This window comes from Frankia sp. CeTa3Moorea (assembly GCF_978021225.1).
The window spans coordinates 1,749-20,415 of sequence record NZ_CDXDOR010000097.1 but is presented as its reverse complement, the minus strand read 5'-3'; the positions used below and the strand labels follow the sequence as shown (position 1 = coordinate 20,415).

Here is an 18,667-nt window from a genome sequence, read left to right as displayed (position 1 = left end):
GGCCCGACCGGATAGCGAGGGCGTCGCGGCCGAGCCGTCCGGAACCATGGTCCTGATCATCGCCACCGATGTCCGGGCAGATCGGCCGGCGTGAGGAGCCACCGCGCGGCCAGGGGCGGCCACCGGTGCGGGGCGCGCCCGGGGCCACCGGGCGCGGTCCGCTTAGCTCGCGACCGATACGGACAGCAGCAGCCGGTCGGCGAAGACTAGGGCGTCGTCCGCGCTCAGCCGTCCACGGGGGACGACGGAAGCCCGCTCGTCCGAGGTCAGGCCGCCCCACACCCCGTGCTCTTCCTGGCAGAAGATCGCGGTGGCCAGGCACGGGCGCTGCACCGGGCAGTCGGAGCAGATCTTGCGGGCCCGGATCTCGGCCGCGGCCCGGGCTTTCGTGTTGCGGCCGTCCGGCGGGAAGAAGGCGTCCGGGTCGCCGTCGCGGCAGGCCGCGTCCTGGCGCCAGTAGGCGGGCCAACCAGCTCCGAACGGCTGTGGTGGCAGATCACGGCCGGGAAGAACCGGGACGCCGGCGCTCATCGTGCACCGCCGGACACGTGGTGACACGCGGGGGACAGGGAGCTGAGCGTGGCGAAGCTTCGAGCGGGTAGCACGCTGGGCTGACTGGGCATACCGTCTCCTGCTGACGTTGCAAAGGCGGACACATGCTTTTCCAGACCGCCGAATCCGGTGTTGCATACACCCCAGACAGGCAGGTCAACCTGGTCGAGCCGAGAAGCCCTCGGGCGTTCCGGGTGGAATCCCTCAACGCTGCCTTTCGGTTGGCCTACCGTGGGCGGAGCTCCGCTCGGAAACGATCCCGTCTCGTCTCGTTAACCGAGGAACGTAGACGTCTCTCGACCGGATAGCAAGGGTTCCGGAACGCGGACGTCCGGGGCTCCGTACCGGCGTGTGCCGAGGCGGATGGTCACGCACCGTGCGCGTTCCGAGATGACTGCTGTCGGTCGGGATCGGTGTTGCCGTCGGTCGGGCTCGGTCGCCGCGGCGGCCGGGATCGGGCTCGCCGGGTACCGCCGGATGGGCGGGGAAGCGCTACTGGACAGCGGAAACAGCGTGCATGAAGATCACTTTCGGATGGCCGGCGCGGCCCGGGAGGGGCGCCGGCGGGGCCTTGGTGATCAAGGTTGGAGTGGTACCCGGGTTCGATTGCGTACGGGTGACGATCCCGCGAAGGTCCGCTTACCCCGGTTCTCGGGGGATGATTTCGGTAGAGAAATGTGCGCAGAACCACATCCGATGCTTTTGCTGCTGCATGCGCCCCTGGCCTCTGCGGGTGCAGAGGCGGCGATGACGTGGCCGGCACGACCGAGACTCCCCGAGCGGACCCTGAGTGGACCCCCGGTGAATCCCCCGGGTAAACCCGCCGGCCCGGTCGAAGTCGCTCGGGGCCTCGACCGGGCCGTCGGGTCGCGTCGGGTCGCGTCGCGTCGGTCAGCGGGCCGGGCGGGTGGGGAGCCCGGTCGCCGCCCAGCCGTGGAATCCGCCGATCACGTCGGTGGCGCGCCGCAGGCCGAGCTGTTGCAACGAGTCGGCTGCGAGGCTGGAGGTGTAACCCTCTGAGCAGATCACGATGACCTGCAGGTCGTCCCCCGTCGCCAGCGGCAGGCACGCGTCGCTGGTGGGGTCGAACCGCCATTCGAGGACGTTGCGCTCCACAATGACGGCGCCGGGGATCTCCCCCTCCGCGGCGCGCTGCGCCGCGGGTCGGATGTCGACCAGCACCGCGTCGCCGTTCTCGGCCAGGGCACGCGCGGCCTGCGCCGGTTCGAGTCGGTGCAGCCGGGACCGGGCCGCCGCGAGCATCGCGTCGATCCGGCTCGGTGGTGTGGCCGTGGCGTGCTCGGTTGCCGTCATGCGCCGCTCCCGGCCACCGTGGGGGTCGGAGCCCCGCGGTCGCCCCTGCCCGCCTCGATCATCGCGGTGGCCGCGCCGATGGTGACGGCCGGGCCCAGGTCCGTCGTGGCTGCCGCGGCCGCAGGTGGGATCTCGACGGCACGCGGATCCTCCGCACGGCCGCCATCGGCCGGCGCCGGCGCGAACCGCATCGACAGTTCCGGTGGGGAGTAGGCGTGGATCGTCGTCGCGACCTGCCGGCCGCGGTTGGCGACCCGGTGGACGTGGGTCGCATCGAAGCCGACCACAGCCCCGGTCCTGTGCCGGTGCACCTGGGAGCTGGTCCAGCTCCGGTCGTACTGGTCCTCCTCCACGAAACCCTCAGCGACCGTCAGCGCACCCAGCGCGCCGCCGTGATCGTGTACCTCCGTCTGCTGCCCCGGGTACCAGCCGATCAGCCACACCTCCACGGTCGCGGAGAGCAGCAGCCGGGTGTACCACCGGCGATCGGGACGGTGACGGATGACGGGACGCCAGACCTCGGGCGTCGCCGCGACCGCGGCGGTCAGTTCGCACAGGGTCGCCAGGTCGATGAGGCCCGGCTCATCGCTCAGGCACGAGGCCGGCACGAAGGGGTCGGCGATGCGGGTGGGGTCGGCGATGAGGACCGGGTGGAGGAGGGGCACGAGTCACTCCCAAGACGCGGGTGATGCCGGGACGCGGGTACGTTCGCCGGCACACCGCCGGACAGGGCCGGGCGGGGAGAAGCGGTGCCGCGCGCGAGACTGATGCGCCGGGTCACCGCATCGAATGAGCACGATGGTGATGTCCTGCCGGCGGTGGCCCGCCGTGGCGCAGGCACGGAGTGCGACGGCGCAGAGCGGTGGAGATCACGGTGCGAACGGGCTGAGCGTGGCGTCGCGAGGCCGACGGACCGTCGGGGCGGGGCGACAGAACTGCCAGCTGGACCAGCCGATCAACCGATTAGGGACGGCAGACGACGAGCCGCCGCCGACGGCGCCGCGGGAGGATGACGCTGGCCCAGGCCCGCCCGGTACACGCCGCGCTGACGACCCGGCCCAGGTCCGTCACTCGGTCGCGGTGCAGGAAGAGGTGGGGCATTGCCATGAACGACACTCTACGTTGGAGGTAGCCCGGCGCGTTGTGGCCCTCCGAGACTCGGCTGGTGCTCGTTATGGTGTTCCGCCTGCTGCTCCGCGGAGTCGGTGTTTGCCGGATATCGTGCATGGCAGGCAATCCTTCCGCCTGGGCAGGCGCCCGCGCGTCACCCTGCTGGAGAGAGGGACCGGAAATGAGGTGCCACGCGCGGTGGTTTTCGTCGAATTCCGTCGATACCCGGACGAAGGTTCGGTCATTGCCCTGGACCAGGGCCTGGACCAGGGCCCGGACCGGGGCCTAGACCAGGGCCCGCGCCGATGAGCGGACCCGTCCCCGATGTCGGTCGTGCGCGGCTCGAACAGCTTCTGATCCAGCTCTCCGAGCAGGTGAACGAAGTGGCGTCCGTGCAGACCCGGATGCGTGGCCTGCTCGACGCGGTCGTCGACGTGGCCCGGGAACTGAGCCTGCCGGTCACCCTGCGCCGGATCGCGCAGGCCGCCTGCCAGCTCGTGGGGGCCAAGTACGGCGCCCTCGGGGTGATCGGCGACGACGGGGAGATCTCGGAGCTCATCCACGTGGGCTTCCCCGACGAGGTGCCCACCATGATCGGCAGGCTTCCTGAGGGGCGCGGCCTGATCGGGGAGAGCCTGCGCCACCCTCGGCCGTTGCGGGTGGCCGACGTCGCCCGTCATCCCGTCGCGATCGGGTTTCCCGGCGGGCACCCGCGGTTCGACACCTTCCTCAACGTCCCGATCATGGTGCGGGGCGCGGCGTTCGGAACGCTGTTCCTCGGCGCGAAGCGCGGTGGCGGCGAGTTCACCCAGGAGGACGAGGATCTGGCGTGCGCGTTGGCGGCCGCGGTCGGTTTCGCGATCGAGAACGCGCGGCTGTACGAGGAGACCAGGCGCCGGCAGGCCTGGCTCTCGGCCAGTGCGGAGATCACGACCGCGCTGCTGTCGGTCGCGGAGCCCGAGAAGGCGCTCGACCTGGTGGCCCGGCGGGCCCGTCAGGCGACTGCGGCCCGGCTCGCCGCGATCCTCGTCCCCGACGAGGCCGGCCTGGTCGTCGGGGTTGTCGACGGGGAGGGGGACGACGACCTGCGAGGCCGGGTCTTCGCCGACAACCGCCGCCTGAACGAGGCCATGCGCACCGGCCGGGCCGTGCTCGTGCCCGCCGACTCCCCGGGCGGTCCGCTGTTCGGCGCGGACCATCCCGACCTCCCGGTGAAGGTCGGCATGGTGGTGCCGCTGATGGCGGGTGGCCGGGCGCTGGGCATCCTCGTCCTCGGCTCGGGTGAGCGTTCGGCCTCCTTCGGCGGTCTGGACCTGGAGATGGCCGCGGCTTTCGCCGGGCAGGCCGCGCTCACCCTCGAACTGGCCCGGGTGCACCGCGACCGGGAGCGTCTGGCCGTCTTCGAGGAACGGGACCGCATCGCTCGGGACCTGCACGACGTCGTGATCCAGCGGTTGTTCGCCACCGGTCTGCACCTGCAGAGCCTTGCCCGGGTCGTGGACAGCCGGGCGGCCGGGCGGCTGGACGCCGCCGCCGGCGAGCTCGACCAGACCATCTCCGACATCCGTCAGACGATCTTTTCGTTGACCTCCAACGCTGCTGAGGAGACTGATCTGCGCGCCGAGATCCAAGCGGTCATCGCCCAGGCCGAACGGGCCCTGGGGATCACCCCGACGGTCCGGCTGGACGGACCGATCGACCGCGGGGTCCCCGCGGCCATCCGCCCGCACATGCTCGCGGCGCTGCGCGAGGCGTTGTCCAACATCGCCCGCCACGCGCGGGCCTCCCGGATCCACGTGTTGCTGCGGGTCACCGACGCCGACATCCTGGTCGAGGTGCGCGACGACGGCCGCGGCCCCGGCAAGGCCTCGCGCAGCAGCGGGCTGGCCAACCTGCGGCACCGTGCGCTCGACCTCGGCGGCCGGATGGAGTTCGGCCCGGGAGCGGGCGGCGTCGGCACCACCATGACCTGGCAGGTCCCGGTGATCGCGCCGTTGCCCGAGCTTCGCGTGCACTCCGGCGAGGGATGGGGCGTCCTCGGTTAGCGGGTACGGCGGGGTTGCGGGGAACCCCGGGCCTCAAGAGCCTCAAGAGCCTCAGGGATTCAGGGGTTCAGGGGTTCAGGGGTTCAGCCTGGTGGCGAACACCGCGGCCTGGGTCCGGCTCTCCAGCCCGAGCTTGGACAGCATGCTGGAGACGTAGTTCTTCACGGTCTTCTCGGCGAGGAACATCCGGCTGGCGATCTGGCGGTTGGTGAGCCCCTCCGCGATCAGCCGGAGGATGCGCCGCTCCTGGTCGGTGAGCCCGGAGAGCCGTTCGTCCTCGGCCGGTCCCTCCCGCAGCCGCACCAGGACCCGGGGCGTCACCGCGGGATCGAGCAGGGACTTGCCCGCCGCCACCTGGCGCACCGCGTCCACGAGGGCGGTTCCCCGGATCTGCTTGAGAACGTAGCCGGCCGCGCCCGCCATGATCGCTGTGAAGAGCGCCTCCTCGTCGTCGAACGAAGTCAGGATGAGGCAGGCGATCCGTGGATCGCTCGACCGGACCTGCCGGCAGACCTCGATACCGCTGCCGTCCTCCAGGCGTGCGTCCAGCACCGCGACGTGGGGCTGGAGGGCCAGGATTCGGGCTACCGCCTCATCGGCCCGCCCGGCCTCCCCGACCACCTCCACATCGGGTTCGTCGGTGAGGAGATCCCGCAGCCCGCGACGCACTACCTCGTGGTCGTCGAGAAGGAACACCCGGATGGTTCCGGTGATCGACGCAGGCCCCGGTACGTCACCGACTCCGGAACCGTCCGCCAGTTCGTCTGACACCGTTGACTCCGCCCGACCCTGACGCCGTAGAAGACCGTCGCTGTTGTCACCTGCAGCAAGCAGAATATAACGCTCGCTGTTGGAGGCGGTGGCCCCGACCGCACGGAAGCGGTGTCGTGCGTCTCGGCGGATGCCGTTCGGTGAACCTGTGAACGCCGGTTCCGGCGTCATCCGAAAAGGGTAGGTCCGGGTGGCGCCCGCCGAAGTCCGGGGAGATGTAATCGAGCGACTTCATGATGTGATTATGTCAGGTCGCAATTGGCGTGCCGGCGGCGGATGCAGAGCCTGTCCGCGGGCCCGGAGGTTTCGCCTGCTCCCCGGCGCGGCGCCGCAGCCTGTCGGCCGGGACAGGGGAACCTCGATCGGGCCCGTCCGGTGTTTGTATCGTATGTCCTCCATGTGGCAAAAAGCACCCCGCTGTGTAGCGCCTCCGATCCGTCCGTCAAGATGCAGTTCTCGCCCTCAGGTGCCGGCGTCATTCTCCGGAGTCGGCCGATCATGGGCGTCTTCGGTATAGCGGCAGACAGAGATCGAGGGAAAGGACGTGCGGTCGTGCGATGGGGTAGGGGCGACGTGGCGACCACCACGGTCGCGGCGAGGATCGCGACGTTTCTGACGGAGCAGGCCGGCGGCGCGGCGCTCGCGGATCCGCGGCTCGCCGCGGCGGCCAGCCGTTCCTGGACGCTGACGGAGACGACCGACTCCGCCGGGTCCGTTACCTGTCGGGTGACCACGGCCGTTGTCGCGGGCGCCGCCGCGACGACCTCCGAGGTCCCCGTCGTGACGGGACCGCAGCCGGATCCGACCCTGTCGTACGAGCAGCTCGTTCGCTACCGCGACGCCCTGCTCGCCGCGGACTTCGCCGTTCAGGAGGTCTTCGAGGGCTGGCGGACGGTCGCCCTCGACGTGCGGGTCGCGGCGGATGCCGCTCCGGCCGACCTGCCCGAGGCGACCGTCGAGACCGGTGAGACCGGTGAGACCGGTGAGACCGGTGAGGCTGTCGAGACCGGAAGGGTCGGCGGCGAGGCGTCGGCGCCGCTAGAGTTGGCCACTGGTCCGATCCTGGACGAGGCCCCCTTCTCGACCGCCGTGGACCCGCAGCCGGCCGTGGACCTGCAGCCCGCGGAGGTCGCCTCGACAACCGGGGAACAGCCCGTCGGGCCCGCGGCGGAGGCCGAGGACGCGCCGGTCGTGACGGGTAGCCGGAAGCGGCCTGGCCGGAGGTCGGCCGACGCAGGCCGTCCGCGAGCCCGGCGCGGTCTGTTGCGACGTCGCGTTCCCGCCGGGAAAGCCGCGGCCGAGGCTGCCGACTCCACCACTCCCGACTCCATCGTCGGCGGGTCGCCGGCGTCCTGACGCCTGACCGCTGGACCGCCTGACCGCTGGGCGGGCCTTCGCGGCTTCGGGACTACTCGACGGTCGTGGCGGTCGTCGTTGTCGTGACGGCCATTGTCGTGACGGCCGCCGTCGTTGCGGCGTCCGCCGTCGCGGCGTCCACGTCCGGCAGGTGCCGGCGGGATGCCGCGACGGTGTCAGGTCGCGGAAGACCGGGATCGCTCAGTAGGGGCGGCGGTGGCGGGCCGACGAGTTCCCCGTGCCGCGAATCCAGCCGTGCTGGGGCACCCGGAGCGGCGTCCCGGGGCCGGCGGCTCGCAGCCGGCTGATGAACGGCATGACGAGCAACGCGCCGACCGCGAAGCCGACTACATGTGCTCCGTACGCCACGGTACCGCCGTCGGCGACGCCGAATCCGGTGAAGTAGATGTACTGCAATGCGAACCAGAAACCGAGGACGATCCAGGCCGGCAGCCAGAACGGCAGAAAGAACAGGACGGAGACCAGGCCGATGACGCGAGCCCGTGGAAAGAGCACCAGATAGGCCCCCAACACGCCGGCGACCGCGCCGGAGGCGCCGATCAAGGTGTTCGTCGACCCACCCTCCAACAGGGCGAAGCCGTACCCGGCGGCGTATCCGCAGACCAGGTAGAACAGCGGGTAGAGCAGCCTGCCCATGCGATCTTCAATGTTGTTGCCGAAGACCCCGAGGAACAGCATGTTGCCGATCAGATGAAGCCAGCTCCCATGCAGGAACATCGAGGTCAGCACCGACAGCACCGGGATCTTGTCGAAGCTGGGCGGTGATTCCACGATGCATCCCGGGTTGCCGGCCGCATCCACCCCGATCCGGCCGGAGTTCGCGGCGGTGAGCTGCGCATTGTGCACCAGTTCCCACGGGATCGCGCCCCACTCCTGGAAGAACCGCTGCTGCTCGCAGATGTTCTGTGCCGCCGACGTCTCCATGCCGGCGACCGAGCTGACCACCGGTTCGAAGAAAACGAAGATCATCACGTTCGCCGCGATGAGCAACCAGGTCACGACCGGGCGGCGGCGCAGGGGATTGATGTCGTGAATCGGGATGACCACACTGACATCCTGCCCGATGAGCCTGGGTAGCTGCTCCCACCTGGCACTCCTACCTTGGCACCCAGCCGTACCCGCGCGAGAGACGCCGGGCCGCCAGACACCGGTCAGGCATAACGCGAAAGGGCGCCTTCGACGTGACTTCCTCGTCCTCGTCGACGCGCTCGCCGTCCTCGACGCCGCGGACTGAGCGGGGGTAGCCGCGAGTTGGACTCCTGTCGGGTTGGGGTTCGAGGGCAGGACGGGCGGGTGACGAGCTCGGGCGGGTGACGCAGTGGGGTGACGCAGTGGGGTGAGACACCGTGGTGTGAGACGCACGACGATCGGCCCGGGCCAGCGCCACCCAGGCCACCGCCGTCGGCCGGGGTGGGCGAGAGTGGGGAGGTGACCCCTCGTTCGATGATCGCCGTCCCGCCGCCCGCGCTCACCCCCCGGCCCCAGGCCCCGGTGGCGGACGTGGGCGACCTCGTCGCCCGCGATCGGCGGGTGGTCTGGCATCCGTATGCTTCGGTGTCCGGCTCCACGCCGCTCTTCCCGGTCGCATCCGCCGCGGGGACCCGGCTGATGTTGACCGACGGCCGGGAACTGATCGACGGGATGTCGTCGTGGTGGGCGGCGATCCACGGCTACCGGCATCCCGTGCTCGACGAGGCGGTGCGCGGGCAGCTCGAGACGATGTCCCATGTGATGTTCGGCGGTCTGACCCATGAGCCGGCGGTGGCCCTCGCCGAGACCCTCGTGGCGATCACGCCGGATCCGTTGCGGCGGGTCTTTCTGTGCGATTCGGGTTCCGTCGCCGTCGAGGTCGCGATCAAGATGGCGCTGCAGTACTGGACCGGGCGGGGCCGGCCGGGCCGGACGCGCCTGCTCACCATCCGGCGCGGCTATCACGGCGACACCTCGGGCGCGATGGCGGTCTGCGATCCGGACGCGGGCATGCATCACCTGTTCAGCCATCTGCTGCCCCGCCATCTGTTCGCCTCCGCCCCGGCCTGCGCCTTCGACGAGCCGTGTGAGGACGCTCACGTCGCCGAGATCGAGGGGCTGCTGGCCGGGCACGCCGACGAGATCGCGGCGGTCATCTGCGAGCCGGTCGTGCAGGGCACCGGAGCCATGCGGTGGTACGCGCCGGGCTGGCTGGCGCGGCTGCGCGAGCTGTGCGACCACTACGGGGTGCTGCTGATCGCCGACGAGATCGCGGTCGGGTTTGGCCGCTCGGGCGAGCTGTTCGGCTGCGGCCATGCCGGCATCAGCCCCGACATCATGTGCGTGGGCAAGGCGATGACCGGTGGATACCTGTCCATGGCCGCGACGCTGTGCACCGACGAGGTGGCGGCGGGCGTCGGCGACTCGCCGGCCGGCGCGTTCATGCACGGCCCCACGTTCATGGGTAACCCCCTGGCGAGCGCGGTTGCGAACGCCAGCGTCGATCTGCTCCTCTCCTCGCCCTGGCAGGCTCGGGTGCGTGAGATCTCCGCCGGGCTCGTCGCCGGGCTCGCCCCGGCCGCCGACCTGCCTGGGGTCGCCGACGTGCGGGTACTCGGCGCCATCGGGGTGATCGAGACGCGGGAGCCCGTCGACATGGCCGTGATCCAGCCGCTGTTGGTGGATCTCGGGGTCTGGGTCCGCCCGTTCGGACGGTTGGTTTACACGATGCCGCCGTTCATCATCTCCCCCGCCGACGTGGCCACCCTGGCCGCCGCGATGGTCGAGGCGGTCGCCCGTACCACCTGATCGCCGCATCACCTGCTGATCGCCGCGTCACCGGTTCGTCCGCGTCACCGGTTCGTCCGCGTCACCGGCGCGTCGGTCCCTCCGCCGCCAGGAGCCAGGAGCGGACGGCGGGCATCGAGCAGGTCCCTCGGTGCTCTCTTCTCCGGCCGTCACTGGTCTCCGGGCGGCGGACGTGCCGTTTCCCGGGCGTGTCGGATGTGGTCTCTCGGCGGTGTCCCGCAGCCGACGCGACCGGGCGGCCCGTCGTGACGCCTCCTTCGGCCCGGCATTCGTCGTCGCAGGTCAGGTGCCATTTCCTGGGCAACTATCGCGCGCGTGCCGGGGAGAAAACACGGCTCGGCGACGCCGGGAACGGCTAAGAACCGGCATTCGGACGGTTGCGAATTGGCGAAGCGCCTTCGTACTCTTCGTTCTCGAGGATTTACCGTGAGTAGCAGCGACCAGGTTGGATTCACCGGGCGGTTCCGGCCGGGTAGGGCCGTGGACAAGAACGAGGAAGGCCATCCACCAATGCCGTTACGCATACGACTGGCGCGAGGCGCGGGTTCCGTTCTGGTGGGCGCCCTTCGGCGTGGCTGGCGGCGAGCCCGCGGGGTGACCACGCAGGGAGCGGGCGCGCCTGCCCGGACCGGTCGCGGGGCGGCACGAGGCGAAGCGTCCGCCCCACCCGCGAGCGCCGAGCCCGTCGACCCCCGGATGATCGTTCCTCCGCCGTTGGGCCCTCATCTGGCCGGCCCACGCCTGGCCGGCCCACGCCTGGCCGGCCCACGCCTGGCCGGCCCACGCCTGGCCGGCGCCCACGTCACGGAACCTCGCCTGGCCGTGCTGCGCCTGCTCGGCCACGGCTGGATGCTGTGGCGTGCGCCCGGGGGGTTGATGCGGCGGGGGTTGATCGTAGTCTTCTGCTGGCTGAGTGTGGCCGGATTCGCGGCGGCGGGTCTGCGTCCGCGATGGGCCGACCTCGCGGCTTTCGCCACCTTCGTTGTTCTCGGGGCGCTGGCCGTGGTGGCGTCCGGACGGCTGGGTGAGGATCTGACCGTTCCCAGGACCCGACGCCATGACCTGCTGTCCACCTGGACGGTGGCGGCGGCGGTCCTGCTGCCGCCGTTCTACCCGGCGGTTATCAGCCTGCCGCTGTGCTGGCTCGCCGGCCGTCGTGATCCAATACAGCCGCCGCACCTGCGCGTGTTCCACGCCGCGGCGTTGGGCATCGCGGGCTTCTGTGCCTCCAGTGTCCATCTGTTGCTCAGCCCCGATCGAGGGCCGTTCACCGTCGACAACCTCGTCGGGTCCGGCGTCGCGGTGCTGGCCTTCCTCACCGCGGTCGCGGTCTACCCGGTCGTGGCGAGGCTGACCGTGATGGGGATGAGGCTGACCGTGATGGGGATGGCGACGCCCGGCGGTCGGGAGGGCCTCGGTTCGTGGTCCGGCGCGGCGGCCGGCCCGACCCGGCCGGGCTGGCCGGGCCGGCCGGGCCGGACCGGAGTCGTCCCGTCATCTGTCATCCCCGCCCGGATCCCGCTCCGGCATGCGTGCCGCGACCTCGTGCCCGCGCAGGCCGCCGAGATCTGCTCGTCGATCGTGGTCGCGGTGCTGTGGGCGGCGAACCCGTTGCTCATGCTGGTGATCACACCCCCCGTCCTGCTGCTGCAACGCAGCCTGTTGCACGCCGAGCTCCTGCATGCCGCGCGGTCCGACGCGAAGACCCGGCTGGCCAACCCGGCGTACTGGCGCCAGGTCGCGGAACGCGAGATCAACCGGGCCTGCCGGGTGGGGCGTCCGCTGTCGGTGCTCCTGGTCGACATCGACCACTTCAAGCGGGTCAATGACAGGTTCGGTCATCTCATCGGGGACGTCATCCTGATCGCGGTGGCGGACGCGCTGCGGGCGGCGACCCGTCCCCGGGACCTCGTCGGACGGTTCGGGGGCGAGGAGTTCGTGGTGCTGCTCACCGAGGTCGAGCTGGAGAACGCGGCCGATGTCGCGGAACGGATCCGCCGCCAGGTCGCCGGAACCCACTGCTGGCTGGAGGGCCGGCCTCCCCTGTCGGTGACCGTGTCCGTGGGAGTCGCGACACATCACGGCCCCCGCGGTGACCTCGCCGGTCTCATCGCCCGTGCGGACTCCGCGCTCTACCGGGCCAAGGCCGATGGTCGTAACCGGGTACGGCTCGCCGGGCCGGTCTACAGCTCCGTCTGAGGCCACTGCGGGCCCCGCTGAGGCACATGCGGGCCCCGCTGAGGCCAGGCGGCGGGTGCGCGCCGATCAGGCGGCGCGCGCCGCCCGGATCGTGTTGCGCAGCAGGAGCATCGTGGTGACCGGTCCCACACCGCCCGGCACCGGGGTGAGGGCGCCCGCCACGGACGAGACGGCCGCGGCGTCCACGTCACCGACCTGCCCGGTCTCGGTCACGACGGTGCCGACGTCGATGACGGTCGCACCCGGGCGGACGAAGCCGGCGCTGACGAGGCGGGGATAGCCGGTGGCGGACACGATGATGTCGGCCTCGTGGGCGATGCTCACCAGTCCCTTGGTGCGGGAGTGGCAGATCGTCACGGTCGCATCCTCGGCGAGCAACAGCAGCGAGACCGGCTTGCCGACTACCGGGCCGCGGCCGATCACGCATACCCGGGCGCCGGACATCGGGATGCGGGCCCGGGTGAGGATCTCCACCACCGCGGCGGCGGTGGCCGGCGCGAAGCTCGGCAGGCCCAGCGCGAGCCGGCCGAGACTGCTCGGGTTCATCCCGTCGACGTCCTTGGCCGCCGGAATGTGCTCGCCGGCCTCGCGGGAGGTCAGCCCGCCTGGCAGCGGCGTCTGGACGATGATCCCGTGTACGGTCGGGTCGGCGGCGACAGTGTCGATCGTGTCGAGGATTGCCGCCGGCTCGCCCTTCGGCTCATGCAGCACACAGCGCACGCCGACCTTGCCCGCGGTCCGTTCGACGATCTCGGCATAGGAATACGCGGCCGGATCCGCGGTCGGTAGGACCACCGCCAGGGTCGGCGTGACTCCCGCCGCAGCCAGCCTCTCGGCCTCGTCGACCACGTACCTGCCGATCTCGGCGGCCATCGACCGCCCGTCGAGCATCCTCATGTGCCGTTCCGATCCTCGTCGTTCTCGTGGTCTGGCTCTCGTGGCCCTTGCGGTCCTGATGGCCCGTCTGGGCCGTTCCGCACGTCTGGGCCGTTCCGTACGGATAAGTCACCGCTGTCCGCAGGCCTTTCCCGCACTCGCGCGGGTTATGCCGTCCTGACCCACCACGCGAAACCTGGGGAAGGCCCGGGATGCGCCGGCACGGCGAGCGGGGCGGCGGCGGGCACGGTTGTACCGTAGCAAGGCGGCGTGGGCAGGTAACCTGCGCGGGGGAGCACGCCAGGGCCGCTCGGTGCACTCGGCTCCAGAACGCCCGGCTCCAGAACGCCCGGTTCTAGGCCGCCCGGTTCTAGGCCGCCCGGTTCTAGGCCGCCCGGTTCTAGGCCGCCCGGTTCTAGGCCGCCCGGTTCTCGTGCCTCGGATTTTCAGAATAACGGATCCTCCCCGGGAAAGCCTTCCGGAAGAGGTCCGCCCCTGTGTGGTGGTGCAGTCGAGGTGGGCAATTTCCGAGCGGAAATCCGAGTATTACGCTATATGATCTTCCCAGTTCGGGGTGATGGCGGCTACGGACCGCCGGAACGATGTACCTGAAACGACGCACCTGGCCGGAAGCGCCCGGTGCCCGCTACGCCGCATCCCGAGCCACCCGCCGCGCCGACTGTACTCAGGAACCCGGCCGGCTTGCCGGATATAGCGATATGAATGCGACATTCGTCCTACTGCGATGAGTCTACGGAACTTGATGTCAGGTAGGTAGCGATGGTAGATCCTTCGCCATTTTCCCGAGTCTATTGTCCTGCTTCTCTTCTCGGCTACCATGGAGACGTCCCGTCCTTGACCACGACGTGGAGTATCGAGATGAAGTCATTCGCCCGCACGACCATCCGTGCGATTCTTCTGGTTTCATTCCTGGCCGCTGGCTCTCCGTGACCGGGGAGTTTCCCTCGTTGAAGGCGCGTCAGCTTCTGCGAGTGCTTGGACGATTGGGATATCGCGTGACAAAACAGGACGGTTCAGCTCACCGGTGGCTGGAGGCGGACGGACGTCCACGACTTCGTCTCGCTTTTCATGACCGGATCACCGTCGGGCCGGGGGTCGTCCGGCAGATACTGGTCAAGCAGGTGGGGCTGACGGTCGAGGAGGCGTTGGAGGTGATCGATAGTGTCTAGGGCGGTATCGGTGCTGGTTCGCCGGGACGGCCCCTGCTGGTCGGCCTGGTCGCCGCAGTGTCCTGGTCTGGTGGCTGCCGAGACGACCGCCGAGGAGATTCGTGCCGCGTTGCCGGATCTGATCGCCTGGTACTTCGACGGAGACACCGACGTCAACCTGCGGATCCACCTTGAGCTGGAGGTGCGCGGTGTCATCGTCCGGATCGCACAGGATGCCGACGCCTGGGAACGGCAGCTGGTCGCTGAGCGTCTGGGCGCGGCCTTGGGCGTGGACAGCCAGGCGGAACAACTGCGCGCCGTGCGGGCGAACGCCGCGGGCGAGGTGGTGTATGTCTGTGCGCTGCCGTCGGACCAGGTCTCCTGGCTGACCGGGCAGATGGACGACGAGGACGATGCGGTCGTCGTCGCGCTTCCGGCGACGGAGAGCGAACTGTGGACCTTGCAGTTCGACGCGCTCCGGTGGCGAGGTGAAAAAGCGCCGGGTGCCGGCTACCGGCCGGAGGTAACCTTTGATGAGATCATGGCGACGTTCGCCGGGCCACGCCTCCAGCTCAGCGCATGACAGCCGGGCCCCGCGCCGGTCAGCCCTCATCGGTGAGCCCTCATCGGTCAGCGCCCGCCGGTGAGCGTCCGCGTGACGGCGGGAACCGGCATCGTGGGTAGGCGCGGCTACCGGGGAAGATCGCGCAGGATGAGGTCGAGGCCCGCGAGGAACTGGGCCTCGTTCTCCTCCCGTAGATGGGGTGCCGCCTCGGAGAGGTCCGGGTGGTGTTCGGCCGGCGGGCGTACCGCCGCGACCGGGCCGCTGCGGGCGCCGGCCCCCTCCCGTTCCACGGCCCGGGCGAGCTGGCGGGCCTCGCTGAGGGTGTGGCCGAGGGTGTAGAAGAGCAGCGTCTGGTAGACGTTGGCGGCGTCGGCCGGATCCATGCCCGCGCGATGAAGCTGGGCGACCGCGTGATCAGCCCGCTCCCAGTAGGCGCCCACCCCGGGCGGGCGGCGCAGCACCAGCGGCGCCAGGGTCGGGTGCGCCAGCAGGGAGCGCCGGAGCTGACGGAAGTTCTCCCGGATGTCCCGGCGGGGGTCGTCGGTCTCCGGCAGCTCCTCCACCCCGCGGATCACCGTGTCCGTCAGCGCGTCGAGCAGCGCGTTCTTCGTCGTGAAGTGTCGGTACATCGCCGTGGGATCCACGTCGAGGAACGCGCCGAGGGCCCGCATGCTGAACGCGCCCGCGCCGTGCGTGTCCACGACCTCCATCGCCGCCGCCAGCAGCACCTCCCGGGACAGCGTGCCCCGCGGGGTCCGCCGGGAACCGACCCGCCGACCTCGCCGCCTACCGGTCTCCGCGCCGGCGGTCCCGATGCCTCCCGGCTCGCCGTCGTGCGTGCCGGGATCGTGTGTGCCGGGATCGTGTGTGCCGGGATCGTCCGTGCCGGGATCGTCCGTGCCGGCGTCACCCTCCCGGGTGTCCTCGGAGCCTGGGCTCTCGTCGCCGGACCGGGGTGCCGTGGGATCGTTGGTCTCGTCGTTGATGGCATCATGATAGTCAACGATGTTGACGCCGTCCCGCGGCTTGCAATGGTCTACTCTTTGGCCCCCTCTTCGGCCCAGTCTTCGCGCACCGGCCCGTTGCCACGGCGCTGCACCCGCACCCCCTGATAGCCCGGTCGCCAGCTTTCCAGCACGATCTCCCCGGCCGGCTCGTCGACGCTCGTGCGGACCACCTCGGTGAGCTCGACGCGGAAGAGGTCGAACGGCGTCGGCGGGCCGACCTCGGTGGCAAAGGAGGCCAGGACCTCCTCATCGTCGATCCACCGGGCCCGCCCGGAGACGCGGATGTCGCCGCCGGCCAGGTCCTGGCCCGGCCCGGGATTGGCGGCCAGGGCGAACCGGGGGTCGCGACGCAGGTCCCGGGACTTGCGCGCATCCGGCATGCTCCCGAGCCACAGCTCCCCGAACCGGAAGTTCGTCTCGATTCCGCTCGTGCGCGGGGAGCCGTCGGCACGCACGGTGGCCAGGATGTGATGGCGGAATGCCGCGAACCGGGTGCGTGCGGTCTCGGCGAGGGCGGGTTGCGCGGTCTCGAAGTCGCGCCAGGATGTCGTCACCGCGCCATCGTGACCCGGAAACTCTGCCATCTGCTGTCCTGGTTCACGGCTAGGCTTCCCAGACGTGCGATCGAGTCGGCTTACCGCGTTGCTCCTGCATCTGCAGGCCGTGCGGCGGGCGACGGCCACCGAACTGGCCGCCGAGCTCGAGGTGTCCGTGCGCACCGTGCACCGTGACATCGCTGCCCTGCAGGCGGCCGGCGTGCCGCTGTGGACGCAGACCGGGCGGGCCGGTGGGGTGTGGCTGCTGGACGGGTGGCGCACCCGGCTGGACGGCCTGACCGGCGACGAGGCGGCCGCCCTGGTCCTCGCCGGGGCCGGGGGAGAGGTGCTGGGCGGACTCGGGATGGCGGCGTCCGCCGCGGCCGCCCGGACCAAGCTCCTCGCCACGCTCCCGCCGGAACCCCGCGAGCGCGCCGCGCGGGTACGGGAGCGATTCCACCTCGACGCGCCTGGCTGGTTCCATCGCGACGAGGCCGTCCCGCACCTGGCCACCGTCGCCGGGGCGGTCTGGTCCGGGCATCGGGTCGACGTCCGCTACGCCCGGCGGGACCGCGAGGTCGCCCGCCGGCTCGACCCGCTCGGGCTCGTGTGTAAGGCGGGGGTATGGTACCTTGTCGCCCGTCATCGGGCCGACGTGCGCAGCTATCGCGTCGCGCGGCTGAGGCACGCGATGGTCCGGCCAGAGCCCTTCGAGCGGCTCGCCGGCTTCGCCCTCGCCCGCTGGTGGGCCGCGTCGAACGAGGACTTCGCCCGGACCCTGCTGCGTTGGACCTGTCGGCTGCGGTTGTCCCCGGTTGCATTGACCCGCCTGCGGCAGGTCGTCGATCCGTTGGCCGCGGGGGAGGCCGTCGCCGCGGCGGGCCCGACTGACGCCAACGGCTGGCGGGAGGTGGAGTTCGCGACGGAGGGGCTCCAGGTGGCGCTCAGCCAACTGTGTGCCTTGGCGGACGGGGTCGTGGTGCTCGCCCCTGCCGAACTGCGTGCCGCCTTCGCCGAGGTGGGTCGGCGCATGGCGGAAAACAATATGGCGGAGAACAGTGCTGCCGCGGCGGTGGGGAGCAACGCTACCGTCGCGGGAGATCGGGAGATCGGGAGATGCCGGTGAAGGAGGTCGCGCCATAAGTACCGGCGGGCTGCTCGTTGTCGCTCTGGTGATGGCCGTCGGCCTGGTTGGCGTCGTCCTCCCGGTACTACCGGGCCTCGTCCTGGTCTGGGGCGCGGGTCTGTGGTGGGTGATCGCGGACGGTGGGGGAGTCGGCCGCTGGATCGTGCTGGCGCTCATGACCGCGCTGTTCGTGATCGGGGTGCTCACCAAGTACGTCCTGCCGGCTCGGGCTACCGCCGGTCGGGGGGTGCCGTGGCCCAGCCTGGCCATCGGCGCGGTGTGCGCGATCATCGGCTTCTTTGTGGTGCCGGTCGTCGGGCTCCTGATCGGTGGAGTGGTCGGGATCTACCTGGCCGAGCTGGCGCGGCTGGGGGATGCGCGAGCGGCGGGCCGTACGACCTGGGCCGCGATTGTCGCCTTCGGGGTCGGTGTGGTCGTGGAGCTCGCCGCCGGCGTCGCAATGGTGCTCGTCTGGTTGGTCGGCGAGTTCGTTGCCTGACGGTGCGTGACGACTCGTGGCGGCGCGTGACGACTCGTGGCGGCGCGCTGCTGGTTCCGGTCTTCCGGAGTCCGTGCGGGCCGGGAGTCCGCGCGTCCTGATCCGGGGAGCTGGCCGGCCCCGAGCCTGGTCGGCCGGTCTCCCGACGGCGTCCTCCCCTGCATGATCGCTATGTTAAGTAGGGGTAACCATTTCCGGTGCTCCGTGGTTGCCACCTCGTCCGTCGTGTGCGGCTGTTAGCATCGTCCGAGTGATGCTGATGGAACGTCTCCTGACGGATCTCAATGGTGGACGGCGAATGTTCCACTCCGAATTTCACCGGGCTATCGGATCGAACCCCGGATGAGTGATCCGGGGCGAACCTGCCGAAAATCTCAGAAATTCATACGATATTTTTTCCACTATTGTTCAGAGCGGTCGTGGTCGAAGCCACGGTGCCTTTTTCTGCCGCATTCTTCCGGGGCTCCGCAGTGGTACCGGGCGCGCCCGCGGAGTCACCGGCCGATGCGGCGTCCGTTCTTCCCTTCGATGTCCTTCCCTTCGACGTCGAGGATCGTGTGGAGGCATCCGGCCGCCGGGTTCCGCGGCCGCGGTCTGGTCGAGGCCTGACGACGTGACCGGGAAACGTAGCGCGCAGGCCCCGTCCTTGAGGGTGGGGAGGATGCCAAGAGAGGAGACCGTCCCGTGCGTGTCCTGGTGATCGGATTCGGGCAGGCGTTGCTCAACCAGCTGGGTTCGGCGCT

17 protein-coding genes are annotated in these 18,667 nt (G+C 70.5%); 8 read left to right on the top strand and 9 right to left on the bottom strand.

Translation table 11 applies throughout. The annotated features are described in order from the left end of the window. Positions 1–162: 162 nt before the first annotated feature. The 4 genes from AC08OV_RS16420 to AC08OV_RS16405 form a co-directional block, all read right to left on the bottom strand. Positions 163–531 carry a WhiB family transcriptional regulator gene (locus tag AC08OV_RS16420; protein ID WP_476615597.1) on the bottom strand — a complete coding sequence of 123 codons (369 nt, stop codon included), beginning with the start codon at positions 529–531 and terminating at the stop codon, positions 163–165. Positions 532–1,443: 912 nt separating this feature from the next. Further along, positions 1,444–1,866: a rhodanese-like domain-containing protein gene (locus tag AC08OV_RS16415; protein ID WP_462188064.1), complete on the bottom strand. Its 423-nt coding sequence runs from the start codon at positions 1,864–1,866 to the stop codon at positions 1,444–1,446. Beyond that, positions 1,863–2,531 (bottom strand): cysteine dioxygenase, encoded by a 669-nt coding sequence (locus tag AC08OV_RS16410; protein ID WP_476615244.1) that lies wholly within the window; start codon positions 2,529–2,531, stop codon positions 1,863–1,865. Before AC08OV_RS16410 ends, AC08OV_RS16415 begins: the two co-directional genes overlap by 4 nt. A gap of 298 nt (positions 2,532–2,829) precedes the next feature. Beyond that, a complete protein-coding gene (locus AC08OV_RS16405; RefSeq protein ID WP_476619891.1) occupies positions 2,830–2,973 on the bottom strand; it encodes a hypothetical protein in 144 nt (47 codons plus the stop codon). 308 nt (positions 2,974–3,281) lie between these two features. Here AC08OV_RS16405 and AC08OV_RS16400 point away from each other — a divergent pair, with 308 nt between their 5' ends. Further along, positions 3,282–5,021, top strand: coding sequence for a sensor histidine kinase (locus AC08OV_RS16400; protein WP_476615243.1), 1,740 nt, complete (start codon positions 3,282–3,284; stop codon positions 5,019–5,021). Positions 5,022–5,096: 75 nt separating this feature from the next. Here AC08OV_RS16400 and AC08OV_RS16395 read toward each other — a convergent pair whose 3' ends face one another. After that, positions 5,097–5,792 carry a response regulator gene (locus AC08OV_RS16395; protein WP_476608377.1) on the bottom strand — a complete coding sequence of 232 codons (696 nt, stop codon included), beginning with the start codon at positions 5,790–5,792 and terminating at the stop codon, positions 5,097–5,099. A gap of 573 nt (positions 5,793–6,365) precedes the next feature. On the opposite strand from AC08OV_RS16395, the gene AC08OV_RS16390 reads away from it, so the two are divergent. Beyond that, entirely contained in the window at positions 6,366–7,148 is a 783-nt protein-coding gene (locus AC08OV_RS16390) for a hypothetical protein (RefSeq protein ID WP_476615242.1), read from the top strand. A 201-nt stretch (positions 7,149–7,349) separates the two neighbouring features. Here the strand turns inward: AC08OV_RS16390 and AC08OV_RS16385 are convergent, their stop codons facing one another. Continuing rightward, on the bottom strand, positions 7,350–8,216 hold the full coding sequence (locus tag AC08OV_RS16385) for a rhomboid family intramembrane serine protease (protein WP_476615241.1): 867 nt from the start codon (positions 8,214–8,216) through the stop codon (positions 7,350–7,352). Positions 8,217–8,612: 396 nt separating this feature from the next. Between AC08OV_RS16385 and bioA the strand changes: the two genes are divergently transcribed. After that, positions 8,613–9,947: an adenosylmethionine--8-amino-7-oxononanoate transaminase gene (gene bioA, locus AC08OV_RS16380; protein WP_476619893.1), complete on the top strand. Its 1,335-nt coding sequence runs from the start codon at positions 8,613–8,615 to the stop codon at positions 9,945–9,947. Positions 9,948–10,373: 426 nt separating this feature from the next. Further along, a complete protein-coding gene (locus AC08OV_RS16375; protein ID WP_476619890.1) occupies positions 10,374–12,146 on the top strand; it encodes a sensor domain-containing diguanylate cyclase in 1,773 nt (590 codons plus the stop codon). Positions 12,147–12,212: 66 nt separating this feature from the next. Here AC08OV_RS16375 and AC08OV_RS16370 read toward each other — a convergent pair whose 3' ends face one another. Next, positions 12,213–13,043, bottom strand: a complete 831-nt coding sequence (locus AC08OV_RS16370) for a bifunctional 5,10-methylenetetrahydrofolate dehydrogenase/5,10-methenyltetrahydrofolate cyclohydrolase (protein WP_476614374.1) — start codon at positions 13,041–13,043, stop codon at positions 12,213–12,215. Between the two features lie 845 nt (positions 13,044–13,888). Here AC08OV_RS16370 and AC08OV_RS16365 point away from each other — a divergent pair. Together AC08OV_RS16365 and AC08OV_RS16360 are read left to right on the top strand one after the other, a co-directional pair. Further along, the gene (locus AC08OV_RS16365) at positions 13,889–14,212 is read left to right on the top strand and encodes a type II toxin-antitoxin system HicA family toxin (protein ID WP_476619889.1); all 324 of its coding nucleotides are present in this window, start codon (positions 13,889–13,891) and stop codon (positions 14,210–14,212) included. After that, on the top strand, positions 14,205–14,774 hold the full coding sequence (locus tag AC08OV_RS16360; RefSeq protein ID WP_462188407.1) for a hypothetical protein: 570 nt from the start codon (positions 14,205–14,207) through the stop codon (positions 14,772–14,774). Before AC08OV_RS16365 ends, AC08OV_RS16360 begins: the two co-directional genes overlap by 8 nt. A gap of 107 nt (positions 14,775–14,881) precedes the next feature. On the opposite strand, the gene AC08OV_RS16355 is transcribed toward AC08OV_RS16360, so the two are convergent. After that, positions 14,882–15,484 (bottom strand): TetR/AcrR family transcriptional regulator, encoded by a 603-nt coding sequence (locus AC08OV_RS16355; RefSeq protein WP_476614375.1) that lies wholly within the window; start codon positions 15,482–15,484, stop codon positions 14,882–14,884. Positions 15,485–15,792: 308 nt separating this feature from the next. Next, positions 15,793–16,317, bottom strand: coding sequence for a pyridoxamine 5'-phosphate oxidase family protein (locus tag AC08OV_RS16350; RefSeq protein WP_476619888.1), 525 nt, complete (start codon positions 16,315–16,317; stop codon positions 15,793–15,795). Positions 16,318–16,381: 64 nt separating this feature from the next. On the opposite strand from AC08OV_RS16350, the gene AC08OV_RS16345 reads away from it, so the two are divergent. Both AC08OV_RS16345 and AC08OV_RS16340 read left to right on the top strand, forming a co-directional pair. Continuing rightward, positions 16,382–17,425, top strand: a complete 1,044-nt coding sequence (locus tag AC08OV_RS16345) for a helix-turn-helix transcriptional regulator (RefSeq protein ID WP_476614377.1) — start codon at positions 16,382–16,384, stop codon at positions 17,423–17,425. 49 nt (positions 17,426–17,474) lie between these two features. Further along, positions 17,475–17,924: a DUF456 domain-containing protein gene (locus tag AC08OV_RS16340; protein WP_476601653.1), complete on the top strand. Its 450-nt coding sequence runs from the start codon at positions 17,475–17,477 to the stop codon at positions 17,922–17,924. Positions 17,925–18,667 lie beyond the last annotated feature (743 nt).